Source organism: Allokutzneria oryzae, assembly GCF_042429765.1.
GTDB lineage: Bacteria > Actinomycetota > Actinomycetes > Mycobacteriales > Pseudonocardiaceae > Allokutzneria > Allokutzneria oryzae.
In genome coordinates this window covers 286,129-312,619 of record NZ_JBHLZU010000027.1, presented here as the reverse complement: position 1 = coordinate 312,619, position 26,491 = coordinate 286,129, and the positions used below count along the sequence as shown (strand labels likewise).

Sequence of the window (26,491 nt, the reverse complement as noted above, 5' to 3'; positions counted from 1 at the left end):
CATCGCACAATGCGTAACCGCAGCTCAGCGCCTACTTCGTGATGATCAGGTGCAGCTGGACGTAGAGGCTCTCCGGGAAGAACAGCGTGCCGTTGGCGTCGGCCATCTTCCACCGCACGACGCACTGCCCGAGGGTGTCGGGGATGTGGAACGGGGCGGCGACGAGCACGGTCTGCCCGGGGCGGGTCATGGCGATCGGCACCCGCTCCGGCGAGGAGCAGCCGCCGGGCAGCACCGGGTCGATGCGCTCCAGATAACGGTCGGTCCAGGTCGCGGTACCGATGTTGACCAGTTCCCAGATCTTGACGATATCCGTTCCCGGCCGGACGTACGCCCCATTCGGATAGTTCACGATGCGCCGCACCCCGACATTGTCACCGGGAACCAGGCGGGCCAGGTGCGGGGGAACTCCGGTGGCGACCGGCGGCACCTCGGCGGCACTTGTCAGGGAAAAGCCGAGAAAGAGGACGACGGCGAGCAGGAATACTTTTCTCCAGCGCACCCGAACCGGGACGGCAGCCCGAGAGGCAGGCGGCTCAGGAACATTCGCGACGAAGTCGCTTCCCTCAATTCGGGCGCGCGCCTGCTCCCATTTCAGCCGCCATTCCGCGCGCACGAGGTCGACATCCTCGCCGAGCGCGTTCACCGCGAGCGCGCGAACGTACTCCCACGTCGTCTCCCAGCTCGGAAACTGCTGGCCACGCGCCGCGGCGGCGAGCGAGGACTTCGCGGCCGCGGCACCGTGGACGTTTCGGATACGGTCGAAGGAAGGGTCGCCCGCCCGAAGCTTCAATCGCCACAGCGCGTCGGCGAACTCCGCGACCGGACCGGACGCCGGGTCCGGCCGCACGGCTTTGCGCCCCTGTTTCGCCCGGTCAGCGCCCGCGCTCCCATAATCGTTAATGGGATTTCTCCACAATGTCCGAATATGACCGATGTCCCCATACAACTCAGAGAAACACCAGGATACAAACTCCGGAGCGCGAGCGTTTGTCGCCCGATCAGGCATATACCCCAAGAAGGGCGCGCCCGATGGCCACCTGCTCCGGATTCAGCGACGTCTCGCCGCCGCCGATGTCCCACAGGGAGTTCTGCAGCACACGGCCGAGCGTCCAGCCCGCCGCCCGCCGCCGGTCCAGCCCGAGCGCGTCGGTCATCAGGTCGAAGCGCCTGCGGACAACGCCCGGCACGTCGCCGGAGGCCACGACCTCCTCCCACCGGTCGTCCAGCGACGGCATCAGGTCGAACCCGGGATCGCCGACCAGCGGCTGCGGGTCGATGACCAGCCAGGGCTCCCGCCCCGAATCCGGCAGCGACGCGAGGACGTTGCCCTGGTGCAGGTCCCAGTGCAGCAGGTGGTGCCCTGGCTCGCCGACGAGGTCGCGGACGGCCCCGGCGCAGGTGTCGAGCAGCGCGCGCTCACCGGGGTCGGCCAGCCGCGGCAGTGCCCGCTCCACGTCGGCGAGCATGGCGGCGGCGATGTCGGACAACCGCCGAAGCCCCTCGGGCGGGGGCACGGCGATGACGCGCGCGAGCAGGCCGGTCAGGATGTCCAGCGCCTCCCACGGATCGGCGACAGTGGACAGTGGCCGGGCCGCGTCCAGCCGCTCCAGCAGGAGCACCCTGCGCTCCTGGTCCAGCTCCAGCAGCCGCACCGCGCCGTCGCCGTCCCACGCCCGCAGCACGGCGGACTCACCCTCGTTGTCCTCGGTGACCGGACCGAGCTTGAGCGCCGCGCGGGTGCCGTCCTCCCGGAGCACCGGCAGCACCAGCGAGCCCATGCCGTGCCCGGGGTCGCCGTCCACCCGCAGCCGCCACCGGTCCAGGTACTCCTCGACGATGCGCGGCAGCTCCACCAGCCATGCCCGGCCCTCCGGGCCGCCGTGCTCGGTCTGAGCCTTGATCAACCCGTCCGGAACCAGTGCGCTCACGAGCTGAGTGTGTCAAGGATCTGCTGCCCGTACTTGGCCAGCTTGTTCTCGCCGACCCCGTTGACTGTGCCGAGCTCGGCCAGGGTCTTCGGCGCCTCGGTGGCGATCTGCCGCAGAGTGGCGTCGTGGAAGATCACGTACGCGGGCACGCCCTGCTCCTTCGCGGCGGCGGCCCGCCACGAGCGCAGCTGCTCGAACACCGGAGCGGCCTCGGCTGGCATGTCGACCACGGCGGCCTTGCTCCGCGAGGACTTCGCGGGCCGCGCCGCGCGCTTGGGCTCCCGCCGCAGCATGACCTCGCGCTTGCGGCCGAGCACCTCGCCGCTCGCCTCGGTGAGCACGTAGGTGCTGTACTCGCCCTCGACGCCGAGCAGCCCCTTCGCCAACAGCTGGCGCATCACCCCGTGCCACTCCGAGCCGTCCAGCTCGGTGCCGATGCCGAACACGGAGAGCTGGTCGTGCCGGTACTGCTCGATCTTGGTGGTCCGCTTGCCGAGCAGGATGTCCACGATCTGCCCGGCACCGAACTTCTGGCCCCGCTCGCGATCGAGGCGGTAGACGGTGGAGAGCACCTTCTGCGCCGGGACTGTGCCGTCCCACGACTCCGGCGGGTTCAAGCAGGTGTCGCAGTTGTCGCACGCGGTGCCGGACTGGCCGAAGTAGTTGAGCAGCTGCACGCGGCGGCACTCCACCGTCTCGCACAGCGCGAGCATCGCGTCGAGGTGGATGGACAGCTTCCTGCGGTGCGCGCGGTCGCCCTCCGAGGTCTCGATCATCTGCCGCTGCTGCACCACGTCGGCGAGGCCGTAGGCCATCCACGCGGTCGATGCCAGCCCGTCCCGCCCGGCGCGGCCGGTCTCCTGGTAGTAGCCCTCGATGGACTTGGGCAGGTCGAGGTGCGCGACGAACCGCACGTCGGGCTTGTCGATGCCCATGCCGAACGCGATCGTGGCGACCACGACGAGCCCGTCCTCGCGCAGGAACCGGGCCTGGTGCTCGGCGCGGGTCCGCGCGTCCAGCCCCGCGTGGTAGGGCACGGCCGGAATCCCGTTCTGGTTCAGGAACTCCGCGGTCTTGTCCACCTTCGCCCTGGAGAGCCGGTAGACGATCCCGGCGTCGCCGGAGTGCTCGGTGCGGATGAAGTTCAGCAGCTGCTGCTCACCCCGGTCCTTCAGCACGATCCGGTACTGGATGTTCGGCCGGTCGAAGCTGGAGACGAAGTGCCTGGCCTCGGTGAGGTTGAGCCGGGTGGCGATCTCGCCGTGGGTGGCCTTGGTCGCGGTCGCGGTCAACGCGATGCGCGGCACGTCCGGCCACCGCTCGTGCAGCTCGGAGAGCGCGAGGTAGTCCGGCCGGAAGTCGTGGCCCCACTGGGAGACGCAGTGCGCCTCGTCGATGGCGAACAACGAGATGGTTCCCCGGTCCAGCAACCGGATCGTCGACTCCACGCGCAGCCGCTCCGGCGCGAGGTAGAGCAGGTCGAGCTCACCGGAGAGGAACGCCGACTCGACCGCGCGACGCTGCTGGGCGTCCTGGGTGGAGTTGAGGAAACCCGCCTTCACCCCGAGCGCCGTGAGTGCGTCGACCTGGTCCTGCATCAGGGCGATCAGCGGGGAGATGACGACGCCGACGCCCTTCCTGACCAACGCGGGAACCTGGTAGCACAGCGACTTCCCGCCGCCGGTCGGCATCAGCACGAGCGCGTCGCCGCCGCCGATCACGTGCTCCACGATGGCCTGCTGGTCACCGCGGAAGGAGTCGTAACCGAAGACCCGGTTGAGCACGTCCAGTCCGGCACGGATATCGGGGGAGGCCATTCCCCGATACTACGAGGGACACCGACATCCCCCGCCGCGGCCGCTCGGTCGGGCAGGGCGCGGGGAACCGGAGGAGCGGCGGGCGCGCGGAGTTCACCCGAACCGGGTCCGTCATCACGACCAGGTCGAGACCTGAACTTCACCAACGCGCGGGATCCTGTGTGCCCCAAGCAAAGGAGCGCACGTGATCCCCCACCAGACCCAGGGCACCGGAGAACACCGCGTCATCGCGCTGCACGGTTGGTTCGGTGACCGGACGGCCTTCGCGCCGCTGTGGCCGCACCTGGACGAGTCGGCCTTCACCTACGCGTTCCCGGACTACCGCGGCTACGGCGAGGCCAAGGCGACGCCGGGGGAGTTCACCATGGCCGAGATCGCGGGCGACGTGCTCTCCCTCGCCGACCACCTCGGCTGGGAGCACTTCTCCCTGGTCGGCCACTCGATGGGCGGCATGGCGGCGCAGCGGGTCCTCGCCGACGCCCCGGAGCGGGTGCGCGCCCTGGTCGGCGTCTCCCCCGTGCCCGCGACCGGCGTCCCGTTCGACGAGCAGACCTGGGACCTGTTCTCCGGCGCCGTCGACGACCCCGCGAACCGCCGCGCGATCATCGACATGACCACCGGTGGCACCCTGCCCGGCCGCTGGCTGGACGCGATGGTCGCCCGGTCGCTGGCCTGCTCCACGGTGGAGGCGTTCCGCGACTACCTCGCGGCGTGGGTGAAGACCGACTTCCACTCCGAGATCGAGGGCAACACGGTCCCGGCCCTCGCCGTTGTCGGCGGCCAGGACCCGGCCCTGTCGGCGGAGGTGATGCGGGCGACCTGGATGACCCACTACCCCAACGCCCGCCTGGAGGTCCTCGCCGACGCGGGCCACTACGCGATGGACGAGGCGCCGCTCACCCTCACCGCCCGCGTCGAGTCCTTCCTCACCGCCTCCGGCTGAGACGCGGGCGCGCGTCAGGGCTTGCGGGCGACTCCGGCGTAGGGCAGCGCGTTGATCTCCGGGCTGTCGGTGACGTCGCCCGCGCCCTCCGGGCGCCACAGCGCGCAGCCGACCAGCCCCGGCTCCACCAGCTCGAAGCCGTCGAAGAAGCGGAGCACCTCGTCGTGGTCGCGGACGTAGGGCAGGTTCTGGCTGGACTTGTACGCCTCGACCGCCTCGTCCAGCCGCGAGGCCCCCGAGTCCCCGGCCACGTGCGAGATCGCGAGGAAGCTCCCCGGCGCCAGCCGGTCGCGGTAGCGGGCGAGGATGCCGACCGGGTCCCACGAGTCCGGCACGAAGTGCAGCAGCAGCAACATGAGCAGGCCGACGGGCTGGTCGAAGTCGATCAGCTCCCGGACCTCCGGGGCGTCCAGGATGCCAGGCACGTCACGGAGGTCCGCCTGCAGCACCGCGGTGCGGTCGTTGTTCTCCAGCAGCAGCCGCGAGTGCGCCACCGCCACCGGGTCCCGGTCGACGTAGACCACCCGGCACTCCGGGTCCGCGGCCTGCACGATCTCGTGCAGGTTGCCGACCGTGGGGATGCCGGAGCCGACGTCGAGGAACTGGCGCACGCCCGAGGAGACCATGTGCAGCGCCGCGCGCCGCAGGAACGACCGGTTGAGCCGGGTCGCGTCCCGGATGCCCGGCATGATCGTGAGGATCTTCTCGGCCAGCTCCCGGTCGGCGGCGAAGTTGTGCCCGCCGCCCAGCCAGTAGTCGTAGACCCGGGCGGGGCTCGGCACCGCCGTGTCGACCTCGGAGGGAACCCAGTTCAGGCTTCCGGTCACCTTGCACCCCGATCATCCTCGGTCGGACATCATCTTCGTCTTCGGTCACGACCGGGACACCCGACCGCCGGACCCATCCGATCGTGTGTATGTGCCCCGGAGATCATCGCGGGCCGACCCGATTATTACCTACTGTCACCGGTTGACCTGACCTCGGTGATGAAGGTGGGTGGCATGGCGACCGAAGCGGACGCCCGGGCCCCGATCGCCCCCGGTCGCCTACCGCTCGTCGGCCACACGGTGTCGATGCTGCGCGGCCCGGTGCGCTTCCTGACGTCCCTGCGAGACCACGGCGACGTGGTGCGGATCTTCCTCGGCCCGCTGCCGGTGTACGTGGTCACCACCCCGGAGCTGGCGTGGCGGCTGCTCTCCACGGACGCGGGGCACTTCGACAAGGGCGTCGTCTTCGACAAGATGCGGCCGTTGTTCGGCGACGGTCTGGCGACGTCCAACGGCGCGTTCAACCAGCGGCAGCGGCGGATGGTGCTGCCCGCGTTCAGCCGCACCAGGATCGCCGGGTACTCCGAGACCACCACGACCGCGCTGGCCCGCGAGCTCGCCGACGAGTGGCGGCCCGGCCAGGTCGTCGCGGTGGACCAGCGCATGCAGGACCTGGCGCTGAGCATCGCCGGGCGGACGCTGTTCTCCACCGCGCTCGGCGACGACGTGCTCGCCGAGATCCGCCGCTCGATCCCGATCATGTTGGAGAACGTCCTGGTGCGGGCGTTCTCCCCGCGGGTGGTGGAGAAGCTGCCCATCCCGGGCAACCGCCGGTTCGACGCCGCGGCGGCCAGGCTGCGCAAGGTGATCCCGGAGGCGATCGAGGCGGCGCGCGCCACCGGCGCCGACCACGGCGACCTGCTGTCCACGCTGCTGCTGGCGCGGGACGAGGACACCGGGGAGGCGATGACCGACGAGCAGGTGCGCGACGAGGTGGTCACGATCCTCACCACCGGGGCCGAGACCACCGCTGTCGCGCTCGCCTGGTTCTTCCACGAGATCGCCAGGGACCCGGAGATCGAGCGGCGGTTCCACGCCGAGATCGACGAGGTCCTCGGCGGCCGCCCGGTCACCTTCGCCGACCTGCCGAGGCTGGAGTACACCCAGCGGATCATCAACGAGGTGCTGCGGCGCACCCCGCCGCTGATCCTGATGCGCCGCGCCCGCGAGGACGTCGAGCTCGGCGGCGTGCGGATCCCGAAGGGCACCGAGGTCGCGGTCAGCCAGCACACGCTGCACCAGAACCCGGATCTCTTCCCCGATCCCGCGCGCTTCGACCCGGACCGCTGGCTGCCGGAGCGCTCCGCCGCGCTGCCGAAGGGCGCCTACATCCCGTTCGGCGCCGGAGCCCGGTTCTGCCCCGGCCACTTCTTCGCGCAGACCGAGATCGCGATCGTCGCGGCGACGGTCGGCGCGCGGTGGCGGCTGGTGCCGGTTCCGGGAAAACGCGTCTACGCCAAGGTGAAAGCCACGATGCAGCCCAACCAGCTGCCGATGACCGTCATGCCGCGCGTCACCTGAAAGTGACGACTCCGTCACGAGCGGTACTGTCTGCCCCCTCTCGCGCTCGCCGAGCCTTGGAAGGTTGTCCCCGTGCGACTGCTGCCCAAACTGACGTCCTCGTTACTCGCGTGCGGCCTGCTGATGGCCGGGGCCGCGGCCCCGTCGGCCTTCGCCGCCGAGGTCAGCTGCTCCGAGGTGACACTGCCGGTCACCGCTCCCGGCCTGCTTCCGTTGCTGAGCCCGGGAATGCCTGCGGTGGTGCGCGGGCAGTTCTGCTCGCCGAAGGGCGCGACGCCGACGACCGTGCAGCTGCTGGTGCACGGCGGCACCTACAACCGCGCCTACTGGGATCTGCCGTACCAGCCGGAGAAGTACTCCTACCAGCGCGACATGGCCAAGCACGGGTACGCGACCTTCGCGGTGGACCGGCTCGGCACCGGCAAGAGCAGCAAGCCGCTGAGCATCCCGATGATGATCGACGCGGAAGCCCTCGCCATGCACGAGGTCGTCGGGCACCTGCGCGCGGGCAAGGTCGCGGGGACCGCGTTCACGAAGGTCATCATGATCGGCCACTCGGTGGGCTCGGGCATCGTGGCCTACGCGGCGGCCAAGTACAAGGACGTCGACGGCGTCGGGCTCACCGGCATCACGCACCTGCCCGCGCTGCCCGTGCTCGGTGTCGGCGCGGGTCTCGGCCTGCACCCGACGCTGCTGGATCCGTTGCTGGGCAGCAGAGGCAGCGACCCGCTGTACTTCGCGACCCGTCCCGGCGCCCGTGGCCCGCTGTTCTACGCGGCCGACGACGCCGACCCGAAGGTGATCGCGGCGGACGAGGCCACCAAGGACCAGGTGTCGGTGCCCGGCATGGGAACCGTCGCGGTGTTCGGCATCATCCTGCCCGCCACGCTGGGCATCAACGTCCCGGTCTTCCAGGCGGTCGGCGAGAAGGACATCCTGTTCTGCGGCCTGCTGGCGCTGCGCGACTGCTCCAGCGCGAAGGCGCTGCACCCGCAGGAAGCCCCTTACTACAGCAAGGAAGCCAAGCTGGAGACGTACGTCCTGCCGAAGGCCGGGCACTCCCTCGGGCTGCACAAGAACGCGGACGAGTACCGCGACGCGACCAGGACGTGGCTGAACAAGCACTTCGGCGCCTGACGAGCAACACCAGCGAAGGCCCGCCGTCCCACCAACGGGATCGGCGGGCCTTCGCCGTCAGCCATCACCGGAGTCCGCGCTCCGACCGTCCCCAACAGCGAACCGATGCCGACCCGCGCGGCCCATGCTCCCATCGGCACCAGCAGCTCCACTGTCCACAAGCGACGGAAGGCCCCAACGACACGCGTCCACTTAGGACGGACGCTTCCAGACTCCTTGCACGCGAACGGGTGCACGTCGGCAGGATCATCCCCGTCAAGAAGCCCCACAGCCCAAGGGAGAGGACCACCTCGGCGAGCCGGGCGGCGCATTCCCTCCCGACCCGCCACTGGCGCCCGTGGGCCTCAACGGCCACCCGCAAGGCCCCCACTCCCGGAGGCCGACAGGCCCCAGCTCGCGTCTACACAAGGCCCCCACCCCACCACCTCGCCCCCCACCACCCCATCACCTCGCCACCCCACCACCTCGCCCCCCACCACCCCACCACCCCCCTGGCGCCCTCACCTGACGCGTCACCTGGCGCCTCACCTGGCGCCCTCACCCACCTGCCCCCCTTTTCGCGTTTTGTAGGCTTAATGCGAATTGGGAGCGCTCTCTTGCGCATCAAGGTGACAAAACGCGACAACCCGACCACGCCAGCTGGCCCACGCGTGCACGAGGGCACGGACTAGACGCGGCGCTTGCAGGTGTCGCGGATCGTCCAGAAGTTCCGCACGTACTCGTCGTGAACCTCGCGGCCGGAGATGCGCATCATCACCTCATCGGCCTGACGCAGCGCCGACCACGCGTAGTTGTGGCTTCCGGTGTAGACGCGCGGCGTGATGTCGTTGTCGTACTTGCCGTCGATGAGCATGAACTTCGAATGCACCTGGAGGTCGCGCTTCCCTGCCGTGTTGTCGAAGTCGCAGAAGGTGAGCTGCGCCTTGCTCCCCTTGAAGGCGGCGAGGACGTCCTTGCTCGCCCCGGCGTAGACGACATCGACCCAGCAGCCCTTGTGGCTGAGCTCGGCGAGCTTCTTCGCGATCGCGGGCCGGTTGAACGACAGCATCACCACGCGGACGTCCGTCTGGTGCCACGACCCGTCGGGCTCCTGGTACCGGCAGCTGGGGTCGACCGAGAGCAACGTGTTGTAGACGGTGTCGCTGCCCGCGTCCTCGAAGGGCTTGCCCGAGCGCTCCTTGCGGGGGAAGAAGAACGCGCGGAACTGGGATCCGGATCCGGTGTCCACGTAGTAGTCGTTGTTGCCCGCGGCGGTGTGGCGGTAGGAGCGCAGATCGGCGAAGTACTTGTGGAACGCCCCGTAGACCTTCGCGTCGCTGAAGGTGAACATGTCGTTGTACGCCTCGACGGCGTCCCAGTCGCCGATGTTCGACGAGCCCATGAAGACCACGTTCGGCACCGTGTCGCCGTTGTTCATCCGGATCTTCGAAAAGGCCGCGAACTTGGTGTGGTTGTAGGCGTAGAGCGTGCCGTCGCTCCAGGTCTTGCTCCGCGTGCCGATGCAGCCGCGCTTCGCGGCGGGGAACTTGTCGTTGCAGGCCACCACGAAGCTGGGCTTGGTGTCGTCCGCCCCTAGCGCGGCCTTGAGCTTGGTGTGCGCGCGGTTGCCAACCTGCCCTGGGTCGAGGACCACTCCGCGGGCGTGCGTATTAAGCAACCGCGCTGTGGGGTCGGGGTCGTCGGAGGTGTCGGCGGTGCTGACGACGTCGAAGCCGCGGGCACCCGGTCGATGAGCCGCGCGAACTGGATGAAGTTCGCGTTCTGCGCGGCGGGCGGGCCCCACGGGTCGTTGAAGACCGGACGATTGACCACCGGGTCCGGTTCGGCGGCCAGGGCCGCGCCGGGGGTGAGCGTCAGCGCCGAGGCCACCGCCGCGGCCACCACCCACAAGGACATCCACATCCGCCTGGTCCGCACGGCCACCCCCATGACTCCGTCCTCAGTGGACCGCTGCCCCTTGAGAATCCGCCCGGTCGCGATAGACGATCACATACGAACGAGGGGTTCTTCGGCTCCGGTCGAATCACTTTCGCCTATGACGGCAAACATGACAGGAAGACACCTTTCCCAAAGGTCGGATGTCGGGCATGACCCAGAGCACGGCATCCGCAAGGATGGGTGAGACCGGTAACACAGGCCGGCGGTGGGTGAGGGATACCGTTGGCTGTGGAAAGGAACTGCGAGTGATGACGAGCCAGTCTCCGCCGTCCGACGTGCGGGCTCGCCCGCGTGCGGCGAAGAGCACGAGAGCGCGCCGCCGCTCCGGGGCGTGGTTTCGGCCCCGGCGGCAGCCGGGACGGCTTGGCGGCTTCGGCCTGGCCCGGCTGATCGCGCTGCAGGTCGTGCTGCTGGCCCTGGCGTACGCGGTGTTCCAGGGGGTGTGGGCGCTGGTCGCGGCGTGCGTGCTCGGCCTCGTCGCCCTCGCCCTGATCTTCGGCAGGTCGCACGGCCGCTGGTGGACCGAGAGCATCGCGCTGTGGATGCGGTTCCGGCGCAGGCGCGGCGCGGCGGGCGAGGTCCGGGACGACCCGAGGATGGCCGCGCTCACCGAGCTGGCCCCGACCCTGGTCGTTGACGACGTGGACGGCCCCAACGACCGCAAGCTGGGCCTCGGCAGCGACGGGGCGGGCTGGTTCACGGTGATCGAGGTGTCCGCGGAGGACGGCAGCGCGCCGACGCCGCCGGTGCCGCTCGCCGCGCTCGTCAAGATCGCCGCCGACGCGGAGCAGGCGGGCGTTGTCACCCAGGTCGTCGCGCACAACGGCCCGATCGTCGGACCGGGCAGGCGCGAGCACACCACCTGGGTCGCGGTGCGGCTGGACGCGCACGCCGCCGCCGAGTCCATGATCGACAACCAGGACGGCCGGGTGGACGTGCCCGGCGTGCTCTCCGAGATCACCAGGCGGGTGGAGCGGGTGCTGCGGCGCCGCGGCCACGACGCCCGCATCCTCGACGCCGACGAGGTGACCGAGGCGATGGCCCGCTCCTGCGACCTGGCCCGGCCCGGCGGCCCCGAGCGGATCCGCGAGGAGTGGGACGCCTGGTACTCGCCGTGGCTGGCGCACGCGGTCTTCTGGGTGCGCTCCTGGCCCGACCCGGTCCGCGGGGTCGAGCTGCTGGCCGCGCTCGCCGAGCTGCCCGCCCCGCTGGTCAGCGTGGCGCTGCTGCTGGAGCCCACCCACGAGGGCGCGGACCTGCGCTGCCTGATCCGGGTGGCGGCGCCGCCGGAGCGGTTCCGCCAGGCGTGCTCCGCGGTGGTCGATGTGGCTGCGCGTTCCGGGGCCCGGCTGACACAATTGGACGGACAGCACGCACCGGCCGTCTACGCGTCGGCCCCGAGCGGGGGAGGTGCACGGTGAACGAGCCAGAACAGCCCGACTCGCGGCCCCGGAACTCCCAGCAGGGACAGGGACCCCAGCGGCCTCCGGGCCCACCGCAGCCGCCCGGCAGGCAAGGGCAGCAGGGACCGCAGGGACCGCACCAGCAACCGCCGCCGCCCCAGAACGGGCCACGGCACGCGCAGCCGCCGACCCCGCACCGCGGCATGCCGCAGCAGCAGCGTCCTCCGCAGACGCCGGGCCAGGGCATGGCCCAGCAGCGGCCGTTCCCCCCTGGCCAGGGCGGTATCCGCCCGGTGCTCGGCGGGCAGTACGCGCACACGCCGCCCGGCGGCCAGCCGCGCCAGCAGCCACCGCCACCCCAGCACCAGCAGCGGCCGGGTCCGGGGCCGCACCAGCAGCCCGGCCCGCCCCAGCAGCGGCCCGCCGGACCGGGGCCCGGCCCGGCCCCGCACCAGCCCCAACAGCAACCCCAGCAGCCGGGGCCGGTCCCCGGCGCCGTCGCCATGCCCCCGCCGGGGCAGATGGGCCAGGTGCTCGGGGGGCCGATCGCCTACCCCGGCGCCGCGGGCGTCGGCGAGGCCGGGGCGGTGGCGACCGCCGCGGCCACCGGCACCCTGCTCGCGCAGCCCCTGGCGGCCGGTTCGAGCCCGCCGCTGGCTCCGCCCACTCCCCCCAGCCCCACCCCGGAGCGGAGCGGCTCCACGGAGCAGGAGGCGTGGCAGACCCGCAAGCACGGCGGGCTCGCCCCGCTCCGGATCGGCCACCACCACGCCCCCGCCGAGGCACTCGACCTGCTCCAGTTCACCGGGTCCTCGTTCGGGCTGCGGCTGGGCCGGGACCAGGCGGGTCAGCCGGTGGCGATCACCCTGTTCCGGCCGGAGGCCACCGAAGCCCTGCTTGTGGGTGGCATGTGGGCAGCGCGGCTGCTCGCTTTCCGCGCGCTTCGGTTCGGCGCGCGGGTGGTGATGTTCACTCACCAGGCGAACGGCTGGCACGACCTCGGCACTCTGGCTGTCGGGCGCTCCGACCGGCTCATGGTGCTGCCTCCGGGGTCGGAGAACGAGCTGACCGCATCGGCCGACAAGCCCCTGCTGTGCGTCTACGACGACCAGCCGCCGCCCGAGGAGGCCCCGGTCCCGTGGCGCACCAGGCTGACCGTGCTGCGCCAGCTCACCCCGGAGCGGGCGCAGCTGGCCAAGCGGGCGGACCTGGTGCTGCTGCAGCGGCTCGCGCCGTTCGAGGCCTCCCTCGTGGCATCGGAGATGAGCTTCACCCCGGACACCACGCAGGAGATCTCCCGGCTGCGCGACGACATGGTCGCGATGTTCATGGACACCACCCGCCAGTACGCCGCGCTCACGGTCACCGGCGAGGAACAGCGCCTGGGGCGCCCGGGCCGCTACTGACGACACCCGCGCACGAAGGAGGCCCACCCCCGCACCGGGGGTGGGCCTCCTTCGTGGGTCAGGGCCGCTGTGGGTCAGAGCCGCGGGCTCACCAGCCGCCGAGCCGGTTCCTGGCCCGCTCGGACTCCTGCTCGGCCAGGTCCTGCCAGTCCTCCTGGTCGGGCATCGCGGGCTGGCTGCCGATGTGCCGCTGGTCGGTCTTCGTGGGGTCGTCGCCCTTGGTCGTGTAGTAGTCCCGGGTGTGGGTGTTGTCGCCCGAGTTGGTCGTGGTGACCATGTGCTCGGTCTTGGTCGAGGTGACCTTGCCCTCGGCGTCCCGAGTTTCGAAGGTCGTCTGCTCGTGCTCGACATCGCCGTTCGCGGTGCGCTGGTTCGAGGTGGTCGTCGAGCGGACGGTGCTCCCGGCGACCTTGTTGTCCTGGTAGAAGGTCGTCGTCGCGCCCGCCTGGGTCGTCACCACCTCGTAGAGCTTGTCGCCCTTGTCGTTCTTGACCACTTCCTCGATCTTGCCGTCCGCGTGCTTGGTCACCACCCGGGTGCCACCGTCCGCGGTCCGGTACTCGGTGATCGTCCGCCCGTCGGGCAGGCAGATGGCGCTGGTCTGCACGTCGGTCTTCGTGCTGCCTCCGCCGCCCCCGGCCTCCTGGAAGAGGCCGTTCATGGTCAGCAGCTTGCCCTTCTCGTCGTACAGGTACGGCGGGACGTTGCCCGGCGGCGTGGCACCGGGCTCCTGGTACGCCCACATGATCGCGTTCAGGCTGATCGCGTGGTTGTTGGCCCCGGTCTCGTACATGTCCGCGAGCACGTGGGTGGCCGCGGAGTGCGCGAGCAGCTCCCGGTACTGGTCGCCCAGGTACTGCATCATCTCGCGGGCGTTGCGGGAGTCCAGGTCCATGGCGCGCTTGCCCTCGGCGAAGGTGCCCGAGGAGATCGACACGTCGTCACCGCCGCCGAACAGGCCCATCACCGGACCGTTGTTGTCGTCCTTGAGGTTCTCCCCGATGGTGGCCAGGTTCGTGGCGAACCCCTTGAGCGTGTTGGGGTCGGCCTTGAGCTCCTTGCCTTCTGTCGCCCAGGCGGCGGTGTCGTTCATCGGGCTCCTCCAACAGTCCGGACGGGGGCGTCCGGGGCGGCTTCACTGCGGTCGTGCTGGGTGGTCACTGCTTGGCGGTGACGTTCGGCTTCGGCTCGGCGCGGTACTCCTGCTCCGTGCGGCCCTCGACGACGGGACCGCCGGGGGTCTGCTGCGCGGCCCAGGCCTCCTCCGTGCTCTCCTCGACCTGCCTGCGGATGTCGCGGGCGACCTTGTCCGCGGAGCGAGCCGGAGCGGCGTGCGGGTCCAGTGCCGCGGCGGCCGTGGCGCCGAGCAGGGCCGTCGGCACCGACGCCTCCTTCTCGCGCTTGGTGTCCCTGGTGTCCTTGGCCGCGGTGCGGCCCTCGAACACCGGCGCGGAACCGGAGGGCAGGTTGTGGCCGAACTCCGAGCTGCGCTCGCGCTCCGCGCGCTGCTTCCGCTCCTGCAGGGCGCGCTGCCTGGCAGCCAGGTCCTCGGTGTAGGTCTTGGCCGGGCCCTTGTGGTGCGGGTTGGCCAGCACCGGAGGCACGATGGAGTCGTCGACCAGCGGGTTGACCTTCGACGCGCCCGGCGGGAGCGCGCCCGGCCGGTTTCGCCGCGACGCCGCGGGCTTGCGGTCGCCGAGCACCGAGGGCGTCGCCGAGGACGGCGGCGCCTGGAAGGCGTCCTCCACACCGGGCCTGAGCGGCGGCAGGCCCTGCTTCTGGGCTCCGGGCCGGTTGCGCTCGGTGCTGCCGGGGGACGGCGGCGGGTTCATCGAGCCGGACATCTGCGGCCCGTTCAGCGAAGGGGTGTCCTTGCGCCTCTGGGGCGCCTTCTGCTGGTTGGACTGCGGGGCTGGTGGCGGGTTGAACTGGCTGCCCATCGCGTTCGAGCCCAGCGTCGACCCGTTGAGTCCCGGCGGGCCGCCGCGGAAGGCGCCGGGGGCGGTCGTGGCACCACCGGGGACGTTGCCGTTGGTGAAGGCGGGGCCGTTGCCGAGCACGCCGAGGTTGTTCGCGTTGAACGCGGGCGCGGGCGACGGCGCGTTGAGCACCCCCGGCGACGGCGCCGTCAGGCGCGGCGTGGGGGGCGCGCCGGGGGTGCGCAGGCCGTTGGGCGATGGCGGGACCAGGCTGGTCGGGACCACCGGCGGGGTTGCGGCGGGCACCGGCGGGGTGTTCACCGTCGGCGGGGTGTTGACCCGCGGCGCCGGGGGCGGGTTCTTGGTGAACTGGTTGAGCTTGTCGCTGTTCGGCGGCTTGGTGCCGGGCGGAGGGGGCGGCGCCCCGCGGAAGGCTCCGGGACCGTTCAGCCCACCGGGCACGCTGGGCGGAGCGGGCATGGACGGCGTCGGCAGGCCCATGGCACCGGGGTGGTAGACCGAGTTCTGCGGGTTCAGCTTGTGGGACCGACCGCTGCCGAGCTTGCTCAGATAAGGCCCATAGGCGGTCGCGGTCTCGCTCAGCAGGTTCCTGGCCTTCTGGCTGTACTCCTCCTTGATCTCGTCCATGTGCTGTTCCTCGGTCTTGCCCTCACCGGTCAGACCGAGCGTGAACGAGTTCAGGTAGTCCTTGCCCATGTTCGCGGCGTAGTCGCCGAAGTCGTACTTGCCGTCTTCCCTGGCCTGCTGGTACTCGCTCCACAGCGTCCTCATCTTGCTCTGGGCCTCGCGCATCGCCGTGGCGAGGCCGGTGAGGGCCGAGGAGTTGTCGGCGGCGGCCCGCCGCCAGGTCTCCAGGTAGGCGAGGCTCTTGCCGACCTTGAGCAGGAACTGCTCCTTGGCGTACGGCGACTCCCAGTCTCCGTCGAGCTGGTCGGTCTGGCCGCGCATCTGCGTCTGGACCGTGTTGAGCATGGCGGCGACGTTGTTCCACTGCAGCGCCCGGTCGTCGGTGGTACCCGGCTGCTCGCCCTCGATCATCAGCTTGATCTGGTCGATCATCAGGCCCTTGGCGGCGTCGGAGTCCGGCGCCGGGGTCTCGGGCGCGGGCTGGGTGCTGGGCCGGGTGCCGTCAGGCGACGGGTTCGCCGCCTCGTCGGCCTCGGTGTAGTAGATGTCCTCCGGCATGGTGTGCATCGACCAGCCCTGACCGTTGCCCTGCTGGTCGAGGGAGTTCAGGTCGTAGCCGTAGTAGTCCCCGTTCTTGTCACCGGGCTTGCCCATGCCCACACCACCCTGCGCTCGTCATCGCCCCCGATGGGGATACCACCGTTATTACGACGGTGCCAGTGTGCCGGTGGTTCCAGCCGGACGGGGACCAATGCTGACCCACGACTTCAAAATACTTGCTTGAGCATGCTCCTGGATCAGCCTTCCTGATCCACCGCGGGCAGGTGGCCGAGCTGGATCAGCTGGTTGCCGTTCCGGTTGGCGAGCCAGCCGCGGCCGGGCGGGAGCGGCTGGGGCCGGATGTTGCCGAGCAACGCGCCCTCGTCGGGGCGGCCGGACATCATGATGCCCGGCGAGGCCAGGTCCCTGATCCGCGCGATGACCGGGTCGTACATCGCCCGCGAGGCTCCACCGGAGCGGCGGGTCACCACGATGTGCAGCCCGATGTCACGGCCCTGGGTGAGGAACTCCAGCAGCGGGGCCAGCGGGTTCTGGTGCGAGCTCGGCGCCACCAGGTCGAAGTCGTCGACCAGGATGAACAGCTCAGGGCCGCTCCACCAGTTCCGCTTGCGCAGCTGCTCGGGGGTGACGTCGGCCTTCGGCAGCCGCTTGGTCATCACGTCGATGGTGAGCTTCACCAGCTCCTGGACCGCGCCCTGGTTGGAGGTGTTGGCGATCAGGTACTCCTCCGGCACCAGCCCGAGCAGGCTCCTGCGGAAGTCGACCAGGGCGATCTGGGCCTGCGACGGGTTGTAGCGCCCCATGATGCCCGTGGCCAGCGCCCGCAGGAACGAGCTCTTGCCGCACTCCACGTCGCCGAAGAGCACCAGGTGCGGTTCGGCCTCGAAGTCCAGGTAGACCGGCTGGAGGTCGCTCTCGGCGATGCCGATCGGGATCCCCCGCTTGCCGACGGTCTCGGCGAGCGGCAGCGAGGAGTAGGGCAGGTCGGAGGGCAGCAGGCGGACGGCGGGCGCCCGCTCGCCGCGCCACGCGGCGTTGACCGTCTCCACCAGGTTCGCCATGCCCGACGCCAGGTCCTCTGCGGTCTCCTTGCCGTCGATGCGCGGCACCGCGCCCAGGAAGTGCATGCCGTCCGGAGCCAGGCCGCGGCCCGGGGTCTGCTCCGGCACGGCGGCGGCCTGCCTGCGGCCGACGACCGAGTCGATCGAGTCACCCAGGCGCAGCTCGATCTTGGTGCCGAACATGTCGCGCAGGTTCATCCGCAGGTCCATCCAGCGGTTGCACGCGATGACCAGGTGCACCCCGAAGGCGAGACCGCGGTTGACCAGCTCCGCCAGCGCGGGCTCCTGGTTCTCGAACTCGGTGCGGATGGTCGTCCAGCCGTCGATCACCAGGAACAGGTCGCCGAAGCGGTCCTCGGGGAAGCGCCCGGCGCGCAGCATCTGCCGGTAGGTGGCCATGCCGTCGATGCCCAGCTCGGCGAAGCGCTGCTCCCGCTCGGCGAGCAGGTTCTGCGCCTCGGCGATGGACCGGCGGACCACGTTCCCGTCCCGCCGCGTCGCGACCGCGCTGACGTGCGCGAGGTTGCGCAGCGCGGTCATGCCGCCACCGCCGAAGTCCAGGCAGAGGAACTGGACCTCACGCGGGGTGTGGGTGAGCGCGAGGCTGGCGACGATCGAGCGCAGCACGGTGCTCTTGCCGCTGTGCGACGCGCCCGCGACGGCGATGTGGCCGCCCGCACCCGTGAGCTCCAGCCAGTACGGGTCGCGCCGCTGGTCGGCCGGGCGGTCGATGATGCCCGCGACGGCCCGCAGCGCCCCGCGCACGCCCTCGTCCTGGCTGGTCAGGCCGCGGTCCGGGTCGACGACCAGCGGGCCGACCAGCTGGTCCAGCGTCGGCGGCTCGTCCAGCGGGGGCAGCCAGACCTGGTGCGCGGGCCGTCCCTTGCCCGCCATCCGGTCCACCAGCACGTCCAGCAGGGTCTCGCCGAGCGCGTCCTCGGCGGGCTCCGGCTTCTTCACCTCGGCGGGCTTCTCGGCGAGGCGGGGCTGCAGGTAGCGGGTGGAGTAGTCCTGGACCGGGTCGATCTCGCGGCCCTCGTCGTCGACGAGCTTCTGGCCGCCCTTGTGGTGCACCCCGGAGACGTAGGCGGCGCGGAAGCGGGCCAGGTCCTCGGTGCCGGTGCGCAGCAGACCGTTGCCGGGCGCCCTTGGCAGCTGGTGCGCGTCGGGCACGCCCAGCACCGCGCGGCTCTCCATGGCGGAGAACGTCCGCAGACCGATGCGGTAGGACAGGTGCGAGTCCAGGCCGCGCAGCCTGCCCTCCTCCAGGCGCTGCGAGGCCAGCAGCAGGTGCACGCCCAGCGACCGGCCGACCCGGCCGATCTGGACGAACATGTCGATGAAGTCCGGCCGCGCGGTGAGCAGCTCGGAGAACTCGTCGACGATCACCAGCAGCGCGGGCAGCGGGTCAAGCGGGGCGCCCGCGGTGCGCGCCTTCTCGTAGTCGCGCTGGTTGGCGTAGTTGCCCGCCTTGCGCAGCAGCTCCTGCCTGCGCAGCAGCTCGCCCTGGATCGCGTCGAGCATGCGGTCGACCAGGTGCAGCTCGTCCTCAAGGTTGGTGATCACCGCGCTGGTGTGCGGCAGCCGGTCCAGCTTGGTGAAGGTCGCGCCACCCTTGAAGTCGGTGAGCACGAAGTTGAGGATCTCCGGGTCGTGGGTGACCGCGAGCGCGAGCACCAGGGTCCGCAGCAGCTCGGACTTGCCGGAACCGGTGGCGCCGACCAGCAGGCCGTGCGGGCCCATGCCGTCCTGGGCGGACTCCTTGAGGTCGAGCTCCATCGGCCTGCCGTCGGCGGTGAGGCCGATCGGCACCCGCAGCCGGTCCCGGTTCGAGCGGGTGGTCCAGGTCTGGGTGGGGTCGATGGCGAACGGGTCGCCGAGGCCGAGCAGCTCGGTCAGCTCCAGCGAGCTGGACAGCGGCTGGTCGCCGGTGGACAGCGCCGACAGCCGCAGCGGCGCCAGCCCGCGCGCCAGGCCGAGCATCTCCTCGGCCGACAGCGCGTCAGCCGTTCCGATGGCGGCCTCGCCGTCCATGGTCCGGCTGCCCATGGTGCCGTCCTCGGCGATGGTGAGCACCAGGGTGGTCGAGTCGAGCACCCTGGGCGGGGTGTCGGAGAGGTTGAACACCGTCACCCCCTCGACACCGCCCTCGATCATCAGGTGCTCGGAGCTCAGGGTGTTGCCGCCGTCGATGAAGACCACCAGCTGCGCCGAGCCCTCCATCGGCGCCGCGCCCGGGTTGAACCGGGGCCGGTTGGCCAGCACGTCGTCGAGCATCGCCTCCAGCGCGGTGACCGCGGAGGCGACCAGCCGGATCTGGCCGACCGCGTCGAGCTTGCTGGCGTGCAGGGAGTGCGGCAGCCACTTCGCCCACTCCCACAGCGGCCGGTCCTCGGGGCGGACGCAGAAGGCGATGAGGATGTCGCCGGGCGCGTGGAAGGCGCTCAGCTGGGCGACGACGGCCCTGGCGAAGGCGCGCTTGTCCTCGTCGGCGCCGGTGACGTAGATCCGGGAGAAGCCTCGCAGCGCCACCGCGATCGGCAGGTCGGGCACGGTGGAGTAGCGGCTGACGAACTTGCTCAGCGCCATCGCCGACAGCGGTTCGAGCTCGTCGACCGGCTTGGTCTCCGGCGGCACCAGGGGGGTGGCCAGCGCCTGGTGGCCGAGCCCGATCCGCACGACGGAGAAGTCCCAGTCGACCGGTCTGCGCTCCCAGAGCCGGGCGCTCTGCACGGTGGACCAGAGCCGGTCGGGGTTCGGGTGGCGGTAGAACATCGCCTGCCGCTGGCGCTCGATGGTGTCGCGCACCTGGGCGCGCTGCTTGCTGAGCTTGCGCATGTAGGAGCGGCGGTTCTGCGCCATCTCCTGCTTGCTCGCGCCCTGCCCCTGCTGGCTGAGGATCTGGTAGAGCACCATGCCGAGTGCCGCCGTGCCGTACAGGCCACCGGCGACGTACATCAGCGGACCGCGGTTGCCGCCGGCGCCGATCAGCAGGGCCATGCCCGCCGTGCCCGCGAGCATCGGCAGGATCATCATGGCGCGGCCCCAGTTCTTGCTACCGGGAGGCGGGTTCTCCGGTGGAGACTCCAGAACCACCTCGCCCGAGGGCAGCTCGGGCGCCGCGCGGCGCTCCGGACGCCTGACGATGATCGTTGCCAAAACCTGAACCTTCTCCCGAAAATCCTGGTGCTGATCCTGGTGCTGAAACGGCCGACCTATTGATGGGGCAAACTACCCCGGTGCTTAATCGTGCTGCCCGCCCCCGCGATTCGCGGTGTCCTTCGGGGTGCCATTGGGCTTCGCGGGGTCGTCCGCGGTGCCATTGTGCCGGGTATGCCGGGTCCATTTGTGGGAGGTGCGCGTCATGATGCCCGTTAGGGGTGCCACGCTGGCCAAGGTAACGGTCGTGACACCGAAGCGGACGATAGACGTCGCGCTGCCCGAAGACGTCACCGTCGCCGAGCTGCTCCCCTACCTCCTGCGGCACGCGGGCGAGGACGCGGCTGACGAGGGCGAGCGGCACGGGGGCTGGGTGCTCCGCAGGCCGACCGGGGACGCACTGGACGGTCAGCGCACGCTGGCGACGCAGGAGGTGCGCGACGGCGAGATCCTGCACCTCGGCCCCGGCCAGGCGGAATGGCCGGAGATCTCCTACGACGACCTCGTCGAGGCGATCGCCAGCGGCTCCCGCCGCTACGGCCGCAGCTGGGGCAACACCGCGACCCGCCGCTGCGGGCTGGCGCTGACCGTGGCGCTCCTGCTCGCGGGCGCGCTCGGCGGCCTGCTGTTCCAGCCGCCGTGGCTGGTGCCCGGCATCGTCATGCTCTCCGGCGCGGCCGTGCTGATGGCGATCGGCGTGACCATCGCCCGCGCCGTCCCGGACGCGTGGGCCGGGGTGGCCTTCGCCGGGAGCTCGCTGCCCTACGCCTTCGTCGGCGGGTACCAGCTCACCGCCCCCGCCCACCTGCCGCTGACCGGCTTCGGCTCGTCGCAGCTGCTGCTCGGCACGATCTCGCTGCTGGTCTTCGGCGTGGTCGGCTACGTGTCCATCGCCGTCGCCGGGCGGGTGTTCGTCGCGGCCATCCTGGGCGGGGTGCTCGGTTCGCTCGGCGCGCTGCTCGCGGGCTCGATGAGCCCGGCGGGGGCCGCCTCCGTGGTGCTCGCCGTGGGCATCGGCCTGCTGCCGGGCTACCCGATGCTGGCGCTGCGGCTGGGCAGGCTGCCGCTGCCGGAGCTGCCGCAGCGGGCCGCCGACCTGCTCAAGGACGACAAGCAGCCGGCGTCGCCGGTGGTGGTGGCCGCGGTGGGCCGCACCGACGAGGTGCTCTCCGGCCTGCTGCTCGGCGTCGGGGTGACCAGCGCGCTGGCCTCGGTGTTCCTCATCTCCGAGGGTGGGGCCTCCCGGATCACCATGGCCGTCCTGGTGGTGCTCGCGCTGACGCTGCGCGCCCGGCTGTTCCCGATCCCCCGCCAGCGGCTGCCGCTGCTGCTGTCCGGGGTGCTGGTGGGGCTGATGCTGGCCGGGGCCTGGGTCGCTGTCGTGGACACCACGCTGTCCCGGGCGCTGCTGCTGCTCGGCGTCGTCGCCGTCGCCGGGCTGGTCGCGCTCTGCGCGCTGGTCTACAGCCGCAAGGCGCCCTCGCCGTGGCTCGGCCGGTTCGCCGACATCCTCGACGTGGTCGCGCTGATCGCGCTGATCCCCTACACCGGTTACATCACCGGCTTCTTCTTCTACGTGCAAGGACTGATGGCCTCGGTCGGCTGACGGCCCGGCCGACCCCACCCAGCGAAGGACGAGCGTGGCTACCCGACGCGACCAGCTCCAGGCGTACCAGTTCATGATGCAGCGGGTGATCTCCGCGGTGATGCTGCGCGAGACCGACCCGGAGCAGACCCCGCTGCGCCGCGGCGTCGGATCGGTGTTCGCGGGCGTGATGATCGCCGTGCTGATCGCGGCGGGCTACGGGATCTACGGCATCTTCACCGGGATCGGCGGCACCTCGTGGAAGCAGCCGGGGGCGGTGATCATCGAGAGGGACACCGGCGCCACGTTCCTCTACCAGGGCAGCAGCCTGCAGCCGACGCTGAACTACACCTCGGCCCGGCTGCTCAGCGCGGGTCACGCGGGGCCGTTCCGCGTCTCCGGCGCCGACCTCGCCGGGATGCCGCGCGGCGGGGCCACCGTGGGCATCCCGGGGGCGCCGATGTCCCTGCCCGCGGCGAGCGAGGCGATCACCAAGCCGTGGACGATGTGCTCGGTGCTCGGCGACAACGGGGTCGGCGGCCTGGCCCCGACCACCACGCTGATGGTGGGCGCCGAGGTGCCCGGCAGCACCCCGCTCGGGGAGCGCGGCCTGCTGGTGCGCGACGAGTCGGACAAGAGCGTGCACCTGGTGTGGCGGGACCACCGCTACCGGATCACCGGCAGCTCCCCCGACCAGCTGCTGCGCTCGGTCTTCGGCGTGCAGACCGCGATCGAGCCGGTGGGAACGGCCTGGCTGAACGGGCTGCCCGCCGGCCAGGACATCGGACCGATCTCCGTGGACAACCAGGGCCAGAGCTCGACCGTGCTCTCCGGGCGCAAGATCGGCGACATCGTCTTCCACCCGGTCGGCAACGGCGTGCAGAACTACCTGGTGCGCGGCGACGGCCTGGCCCCGATCACCGACTTCCAGGTGCGGGTCCTGCGCGGCCAGTACTCGGTGCAGCCGGTGGAGATCTCCGCGGCCGCCGCGAACGCCGCCCCCACGAGCAACGCGCTGGCCCCTGCGGCGGGCGAGGCCGCCCAGCCCGCGCAGCCGCCGACGCTGGCGCAGGTCGGCGACGGTGGCAGGGCCCCGGTGTGCTCTAAGGCGACCGACGCCAAGACCGCGGCGGTGGTCTCGCTCGGCGGCTCCGCGACCGCGCTGGCCACCAGCCTGGTGACCCGGGCGCAGACCACGGGCGGCACCAAGCTCGCCGACCGGGTGCTGGTGCCGCCGGGCGGTGTGGTGGTCGTGCGGGCGATGGGCTCGGACAAGGCCGAGGCAGGCGCGCTGAACATCGTCACCGACCTGGGCATGCGGTACCCGGTGCCCTCGGTCGAGGTGCTGGTCAAGCTCGGCTACACCCCGGACAAGGCGGTGTCGATGCCCGCGGCGCTCGTGCAGCGCATCCCGGCGGGTCCGACGCTCGACCCGGCCGCGGCCAGCTCGGTCCACTCGGTGGGATGACCCGGCCGCGACCCGGCTCCGATCCGAATAATTTTTCTATTATCGACGAAGAGTCAAGCCTTCAACCTGCGGTTAAGCTTGTCTAGGTTCATGGGAACCGCGCGCCGCGCGGGCGCGTCACAGAACGTGAAGGCGTTGCTGAAACCAAGATCGAAAAGGTGACCAGCCCATGTCGGAATCCAAGCTCACGCCAGACCAGATGAACCAGCTCGAGAAGGCCATCGAGCAGTGCGGCAACGACTCCTTGGAGATCATGAACAAGATTCGGTCGAGCTACATCGACAACGTGGGTGGCGCCTGGACCGGCCCGGCGGCGATGGCCGCACTGAGCAAGCAGGACGACTTCAGCGACGAGTGGCAGAAGATCCAGGAGATCCTGACCAAGCTGCTCAACGGCGTCACCCAGAGCAAGAACCGGGTGCTGGACTTCTCCGACGAGCAGAAGCGCATCTTCGAGGGGCTCAACACCGGCGAAGACGGCCAACTGATGGGGAACACCTTCGCCCAGCGCATGGGCGGCTGACCCTCCCCGGGTTCACCCCGAACTCTCGTCCTTCTTTCAGCGCAGACCAGACTCGAAGGTGGAACAACCATGCAACCGATCGGCTACAGGTTCGGCGAGGTCGAGACCCTCGGCGCCAACACGAAGACCCACGCGGAGGCCTTGAAGGAGGCGTTCGCCGCCCTGATGCGCGAAGCCATGCGGATCTGCGGCGACGACTGGAAGGGTGCCGCCAGCCAGGCGTTCGGCGAAGCCCAGCAGGAGTGGAACAGGATGGCTGACGGCATGGGCAACGCCCAGCAGAAGTTCGGCCACCAGACCCAGCTGGGCAGCCAGGACATGCAGGCCCTGGACCAGTCCCTCACCGGCCTCTTTCACTGACGGGGCACGCCCCACCCGACACGGGTGGCTCGCTCCATCTCCACCACCGTTTCCCCTGGCCCCGCCGCCACCGGAACTCAAGGAACGAGCAACCGTGCGGACGAAGACCTCAGCTGTTCCCGGCGCGCCCGCCGAAGAGCTCGGCGGGCGGCTGGGGCAGCTCGTCCTCGGGGTGCTCGACGGGGTCGGGCGCGAGGCCGCTGCGCCAGCGGCGCCGTCGTCCCCTCGGCCCGAAGATCGCCAGCGCGATCACCAGTGCGGCGAGCCCGACGCCGATGCCCGCGGCACCGTAGGCCCACGCGTTGGCGTTGTCCTCAGCGGCCAGCCTGGCCTTCTCCTCGGGGCTGATCTCCTGCTGCCGGAACGGCGGCAGCTCGGCGGGACGACCAGCGACGACCTGGTCGATCACCGCTTGGTACGGGTTGACGACACCGTCCCCGTAGCTGCGGCTGTCGACCCCCTCGTTGGCCGGGGTGGCGGTCGCTCGCAATCGTTTGACGACCTCCGTGTTGGACAGGTTCGGCCAGTAGGAACGCACCAGGGCAGCGGCCCCCGCGACGTATCCCGCGGCGAAGGCGCTCCCGGAGGCCAGACCGAGCCCGCTGCCCGGGAAGGTGGTCATCACACCGACTCCCGGGGCGACGATGTCGACCGAGGTGGCCGGGGGCGTGACCTGGCCGGCCGGGTCGATGGCTCCGACGGTGAGCACACCGTCCAGTCCGCCCGGGAAGGTCGGTTTGCCCGCATAGGGATTGTTGCCGTTCACCGGCTCACCGGCGGCGGCGACCACGACGACGCCCTTGGCGATGGCGCGCTGCACCGCCTGCCGCAGCGCGGCGCTGTCCTCTCTCGCCACCTCGGCGACCGTGATCACCGTGGCGTTCTTGCCGACCGCCCAGTCGATGGCGCCTGCCAGCAGCTCGGGCTCGACGGCCTGCGGCGGTCCGCCGGAGACGTAGGAGTCGGCGACGACCTTCGCCGACAGCAGCGTGGCGCCGGGGGCGACCCCGTGGAAGCCCACCCCGTTCGTGGCGGCCGCGGCGATGATGCCCGCGACGCCGGTACCGATGCCGAGGCAGTCCGGCTGGCCGCTGCTGGTGCGGCCGTTCGACTGGGCGAGGGTCGTCGAGTCCGCGACGCGACCGGAGAGCAGCGGGTTGTCCCCAATTCCAGTGCCAACCACCGCGACCCGCTGGTTGGCACCCGTGCTCATCGGCCAGGCACGAGCCGGGTCCAGCGCGCGCTGGGGCCAGGGCACCGACCGCTGGTCGGAGCCACCGCTGACGCACTGCTGCTGGGCAAGCGCGTGCGGCGCGGGGAGCACCAGGCCGGCGGAAAAAACGGCGGCGGCAAGAAGCATCCGGCCGATACGCTTCGCGTTCACGGCGGGGATAATAGGATAATCGCCGGGGGGAGCCAACCCGGCGACCGACGACGACAGTGTGCTCTTTGGGGAGGGCGGCATGGATTATTCAGCCCCTGGTGAGAACTTCTTGCAAAGCATGCTGGAGCAGCTGGAAAAGACGACGGCGTCCATTCCCCAGACGCAGCAGCGCATGATGGAGATCACCGGCACCGCGTGGTCGGAGGACCGGATGGTCAAGGTGGTCGTCGGCCCGCGAGGCCAGCTGGTCGACCTGGAAATCGACCCCAGGGTGTTCCGGCGGCCGGACTCGGCAGAGCTGCAGGCAAAAATCCTGAAGGCCTCCGGCGAGGCGGTGCGGGACGCCACGCAGCAGGCCCAGGACATCATGAACGAGCAGTTTCCTCCGGAGCTGGACGAGCTGCGGGCCATCGCAGGCGGAGAGACATTCGAGAATCCGATGGCCGACATGTTCCGCAGTGACGCCGAGGTGTATGCCGAGCGCAAGGAGAAGAAATGAACAACTACCTTCGTTTCAACACCGGCCTGGGAGCGATCGAGGCGCTCGGCCAGAACACCATCGCGATGGGCCAGGACCACCAAGAAGAGTCCAAGAAGCGGGCAACGGACGGCGACGAGCTGGACAACGACCCCCGCACCTTCGGCGACGACAAGTACGGCAAACAGTTCCTCGCCAATTACAAGGTGGGCACGGCCAAAGAAATCGCTGAAGCTTCGGGCCAGCTCGGGGGGAGTGCGGCCCAGCTGGGCGAGTCCATCGTAGAATGGGTCGGCACAATGCGCGGCGGCGAGGACGACAACGAGCAGCGACACAAGTCCGTCGACGTCTAACCATGCCGTAACGGCCTCGACACGCCCTGTGTCCGGTCCTAACTTTTTCATGTCGAGTGTTGGGGTGGC

At 70.7% G+C, this 26,491-nt stretch carries 20 protein-coding genes; 11 read left to right on the top strand and 9 right to left on the bottom strand.

From position 1 onward, the window contains the following. Positions 1 to 31 precede the first annotated feature (31 nt). The 3 genes from ACFFQA_RS31855 to recQ form a co-directional block, all read right to left on the bottom strand. The gene (locus ACFFQA_RS31855) at positions 32 to 850 is read right to left on the bottom strand and encodes an NBR1-Ig-like domain-containing protein (protein WP_377860369.1); all 819 of its coding nucleotides are present in this window, start codon (positions 848 to 850) and stop codon (positions 32 to 34) included. A gap of 151 nt (positions 851 to 1,001) precedes the next feature. Further along, positions 1,002 to 1,931, bottom strand: a complete 930-nt coding sequence (locus tag ACFFQA_RS31850) for an aminoglycoside phosphotransferase family protein (RefSeq protein WP_377860367.1) — start codon at positions 1,929 to 1,931, stop codon at positions 1,002 to 1,004. After that, the gene (gene recQ / locus ACFFQA_RS31845; protein WP_377860365.1) at positions 1,928 to 3,748 is read right to left on the bottom strand and encodes a DNA helicase RecQ; all 1,821 of its coding nucleotides are present in this window, start codon (positions 3,746 to 3,748) and stop codon (positions 1,928 to 1,930) included. Before recQ ends, ACFFQA_RS31850 begins: the two co-directional genes overlap by 4 nt. Positions 3,749 to 3,932: 184 nt before the next feature. Here recQ and ACFFQA_RS31840 point away from each other — a divergent pair, with 184 nt between their 5' ends. Next, positions 3,933 to 4,691, top strand: a complete 759-nt coding sequence (locus tag ACFFQA_RS31840) for an alpha/beta fold hydrolase (protein ID WP_377860363.1) — start codon at positions 3,933 to 3,935, stop codon at positions 4,689 to 4,691. 14 nt (positions 4,692 to 4,705) lie between these two features. Here the strand turns inward: ACFFQA_RS31840 and ACFFQA_RS31835 are convergent, their stop codons facing one another. Then, positions 4,706 to 5,518 (bottom strand): SAM-dependent methyltransferase, encoded by an 813-nt coding sequence (locus tag ACFFQA_RS31835; RefSeq protein WP_377860361.1) that lies wholly within the window; start codon positions 5,516 to 5,518, stop codon positions 4,706 to 4,708. Between the two features lie 174 nt (positions 5,519 to 5,692). Between ACFFQA_RS31835 and ACFFQA_RS31830 the strand changes: the two genes are divergently transcribed. Both ACFFQA_RS31830 and ACFFQA_RS31825 read left to right on the top strand, forming a co-directional pair. Then, positions 5,693 to 7,039, top strand: coding sequence for a cytochrome P450 (locus ACFFQA_RS31830; protein ID WP_377860358.1), 1,347 nt, complete (start codon positions 5,693 to 5,695; stop codon positions 7,037 to 7,039). 72 nt (positions 7,040 to 7,111) lie between these two features. Continuing rightward, the gene (locus ACFFQA_RS31825; RefSeq protein WP_377860356.1) at positions 7,112 to 8,176 is read left to right on the top strand and encodes an alpha/beta fold hydrolase; all 1,065 of its coding nucleotides are present in this window, start codon (positions 7,112 to 7,114) and stop codon (positions 8,174 to 8,176) included. 667 nt (positions 8,177 to 8,843) lie between these two features. On the opposite strand, the gene ACFFQA_RS31820 is transcribed toward ACFFQA_RS31825, so the two are convergent. Then, entirely contained in the window at positions 8,844 to 9,809 is a 966-nt protein-coding gene (locus ACFFQA_RS31820) for a phospholipase D-like domain-containing protein (RefSeq protein WP_377860354.1), read from the bottom strand. Between the two features lie 553 nt (positions 9,810 to 10,362). Between ACFFQA_RS31820 and ACFFQA_RS31815 the strand changes: the two genes are divergently transcribed. Together ACFFQA_RS31815 and ACFFQA_RS31810 are read left to right on the top strand one after the other, a co-directional pair. Then, positions 10,363 to 11,535, top strand: coding sequence for a type VII secretion protein EccE (locus tag ACFFQA_RS31815; RefSeq protein WP_377860353.1), 1,173 nt, complete (start codon positions 10,363 to 10,365; stop codon positions 11,533 to 11,535). Next, positions 11,532 to 12,923, top strand: a complete 1,392-nt coding sequence (locus ACFFQA_RS31810; RefSeq protein ID WP_377860351.1) for a hypothetical protein — start codon at positions 11,532 to 11,534, stop codon at positions 12,921 to 12,923. Before ACFFQA_RS31815 ends, ACFFQA_RS31810 begins: the two co-directional genes overlap by 4 nt. A gap of 88 nt (positions 12,924 to 13,011) precedes the next feature. On the opposite strand, the gene ACFFQA_RS31805 is transcribed toward ACFFQA_RS31810, so the two are convergent. From ACFFQA_RS31805 to eccCa, 3 genes are all read right to left on the bottom strand, one after another. Then, positions 13,012 to 14,016 (bottom strand): hypothetical protein, encoded by a 1,005-nt coding sequence (locus ACFFQA_RS31805; RefSeq protein WP_377860349.1) that lies wholly within the window; start codon positions 14,014 to 14,016, stop codon positions 13,012 to 13,014. Between the two features lie 64 nt (positions 14,017 to 14,080). Then, complete coding sequence (locus ACFFQA_RS31800; RefSeq protein WP_377860347.1) at positions 14,081 to 16,144, bottom strand: WXG100 family type VII secretion target; 2,064 nt, start codon at positions 16,142 to 16,144, stop codon at positions 14,081 to 14,083. Between the two features lie 143 nt (positions 16,145 to 16,287). Next, positions 16,288 to 20,271, bottom strand: coding sequence for a type VII secretion protein EccCa (eccCa, locus tag ACFFQA_RS31795; RefSeq protein WP_377860345.1), 3,984 nt, complete (start codon positions 20,269 to 20,271; stop codon positions 16,288 to 16,290). A gap of 205 nt (positions 20,272 to 20,476) precedes the next feature. Between eccCa and eccD the strand changes: the two genes are divergently transcribed. The 4 genes from eccD to ACFFQA_RS31775 all read left to right on the top strand — a co-directional run bounded on the left by eccD (position 20,477) and on the right by ACFFQA_RS31775 (position 24,207). Next, positions 20,477 to 21,877: a type VII secretion integral membrane protein EccD gene (gene eccD, locus ACFFQA_RS31790; protein WP_377860343.1), complete on the top strand. Its 1,401-nt coding sequence runs from the start codon at positions 20,477 to 20,479 to the stop codon at positions 21,875 to 21,877. 34 nt (positions 21,878 to 21,911) lie between these two features. Next, a complete protein-coding gene (eccB, locus tag ACFFQA_RS31785; protein ID WP_377860341.1) occupies positions 21,912 to 23,324 on the top strand; it encodes a type VII secretion protein EccB in 1,413 nt (470 codons plus the stop codon). A 169-nt stretch (positions 23,325 to 23,493) separates the two neighbouring features. Beyond that, positions 23,494 to 23,847, top strand: a complete 354-nt coding sequence (locus ACFFQA_RS31780; RefSeq protein WP_377860339.1) for a WXG100 family type VII secretion target — start codon at positions 23,494 to 23,496, stop codon at positions 23,845 to 23,847. A gap of 69 nt (positions 23,848 to 23,916) precedes the next feature. Then, on the top strand, positions 23,917 to 24,207 hold the full coding sequence (locus ACFFQA_RS31775; protein WP_377860337.1) for a WXG100 family type VII secretion target: 291 nt from the start codon (positions 23,917 to 23,919) through the stop codon (positions 24,205 to 24,207). Between the two features lie 109 nt (positions 24,208 to 24,316). Here ACFFQA_RS31775 and ACFFQA_RS31770 read toward each other — a convergent pair whose 3' ends face one another. Continuing rightward, entirely contained in the window at positions 24,317 to 25,591 is a 1,275-nt protein-coding gene (locus ACFFQA_RS31770) for a S8 family serine peptidase (protein WP_377860335.1), read from the bottom strand. 118 nt (positions 25,592 to 25,709) lie between these two features. Between ACFFQA_RS31770 and ACFFQA_RS31765 the strand changes: the two genes are divergently transcribed. Then, entirely contained in the window at positions 25,710 to 26,090 is a 381-nt protein-coding gene (locus tag ACFFQA_RS31765) for a YbaB/EbfC family nucleoid-associated protein (RefSeq protein ID WP_377860333.1), read from the top strand. Continuing rightward, positions 26,087 to 26,422 (top strand): hypothetical protein, encoded by a 336-nt coding sequence (locus tag ACFFQA_RS31760; RefSeq protein WP_377860331.1) that lies wholly within the window; start codon positions 26,087 to 26,089, stop codon positions 26,420 to 26,422. The genes ACFFQA_RS31765 and ACFFQA_RS31760 overlap by 4 nt, the downstream gene beginning before the upstream one ends. The last annotated feature ends 69 nt before the right edge of the window (positions 26,423 to 26,491 follow it).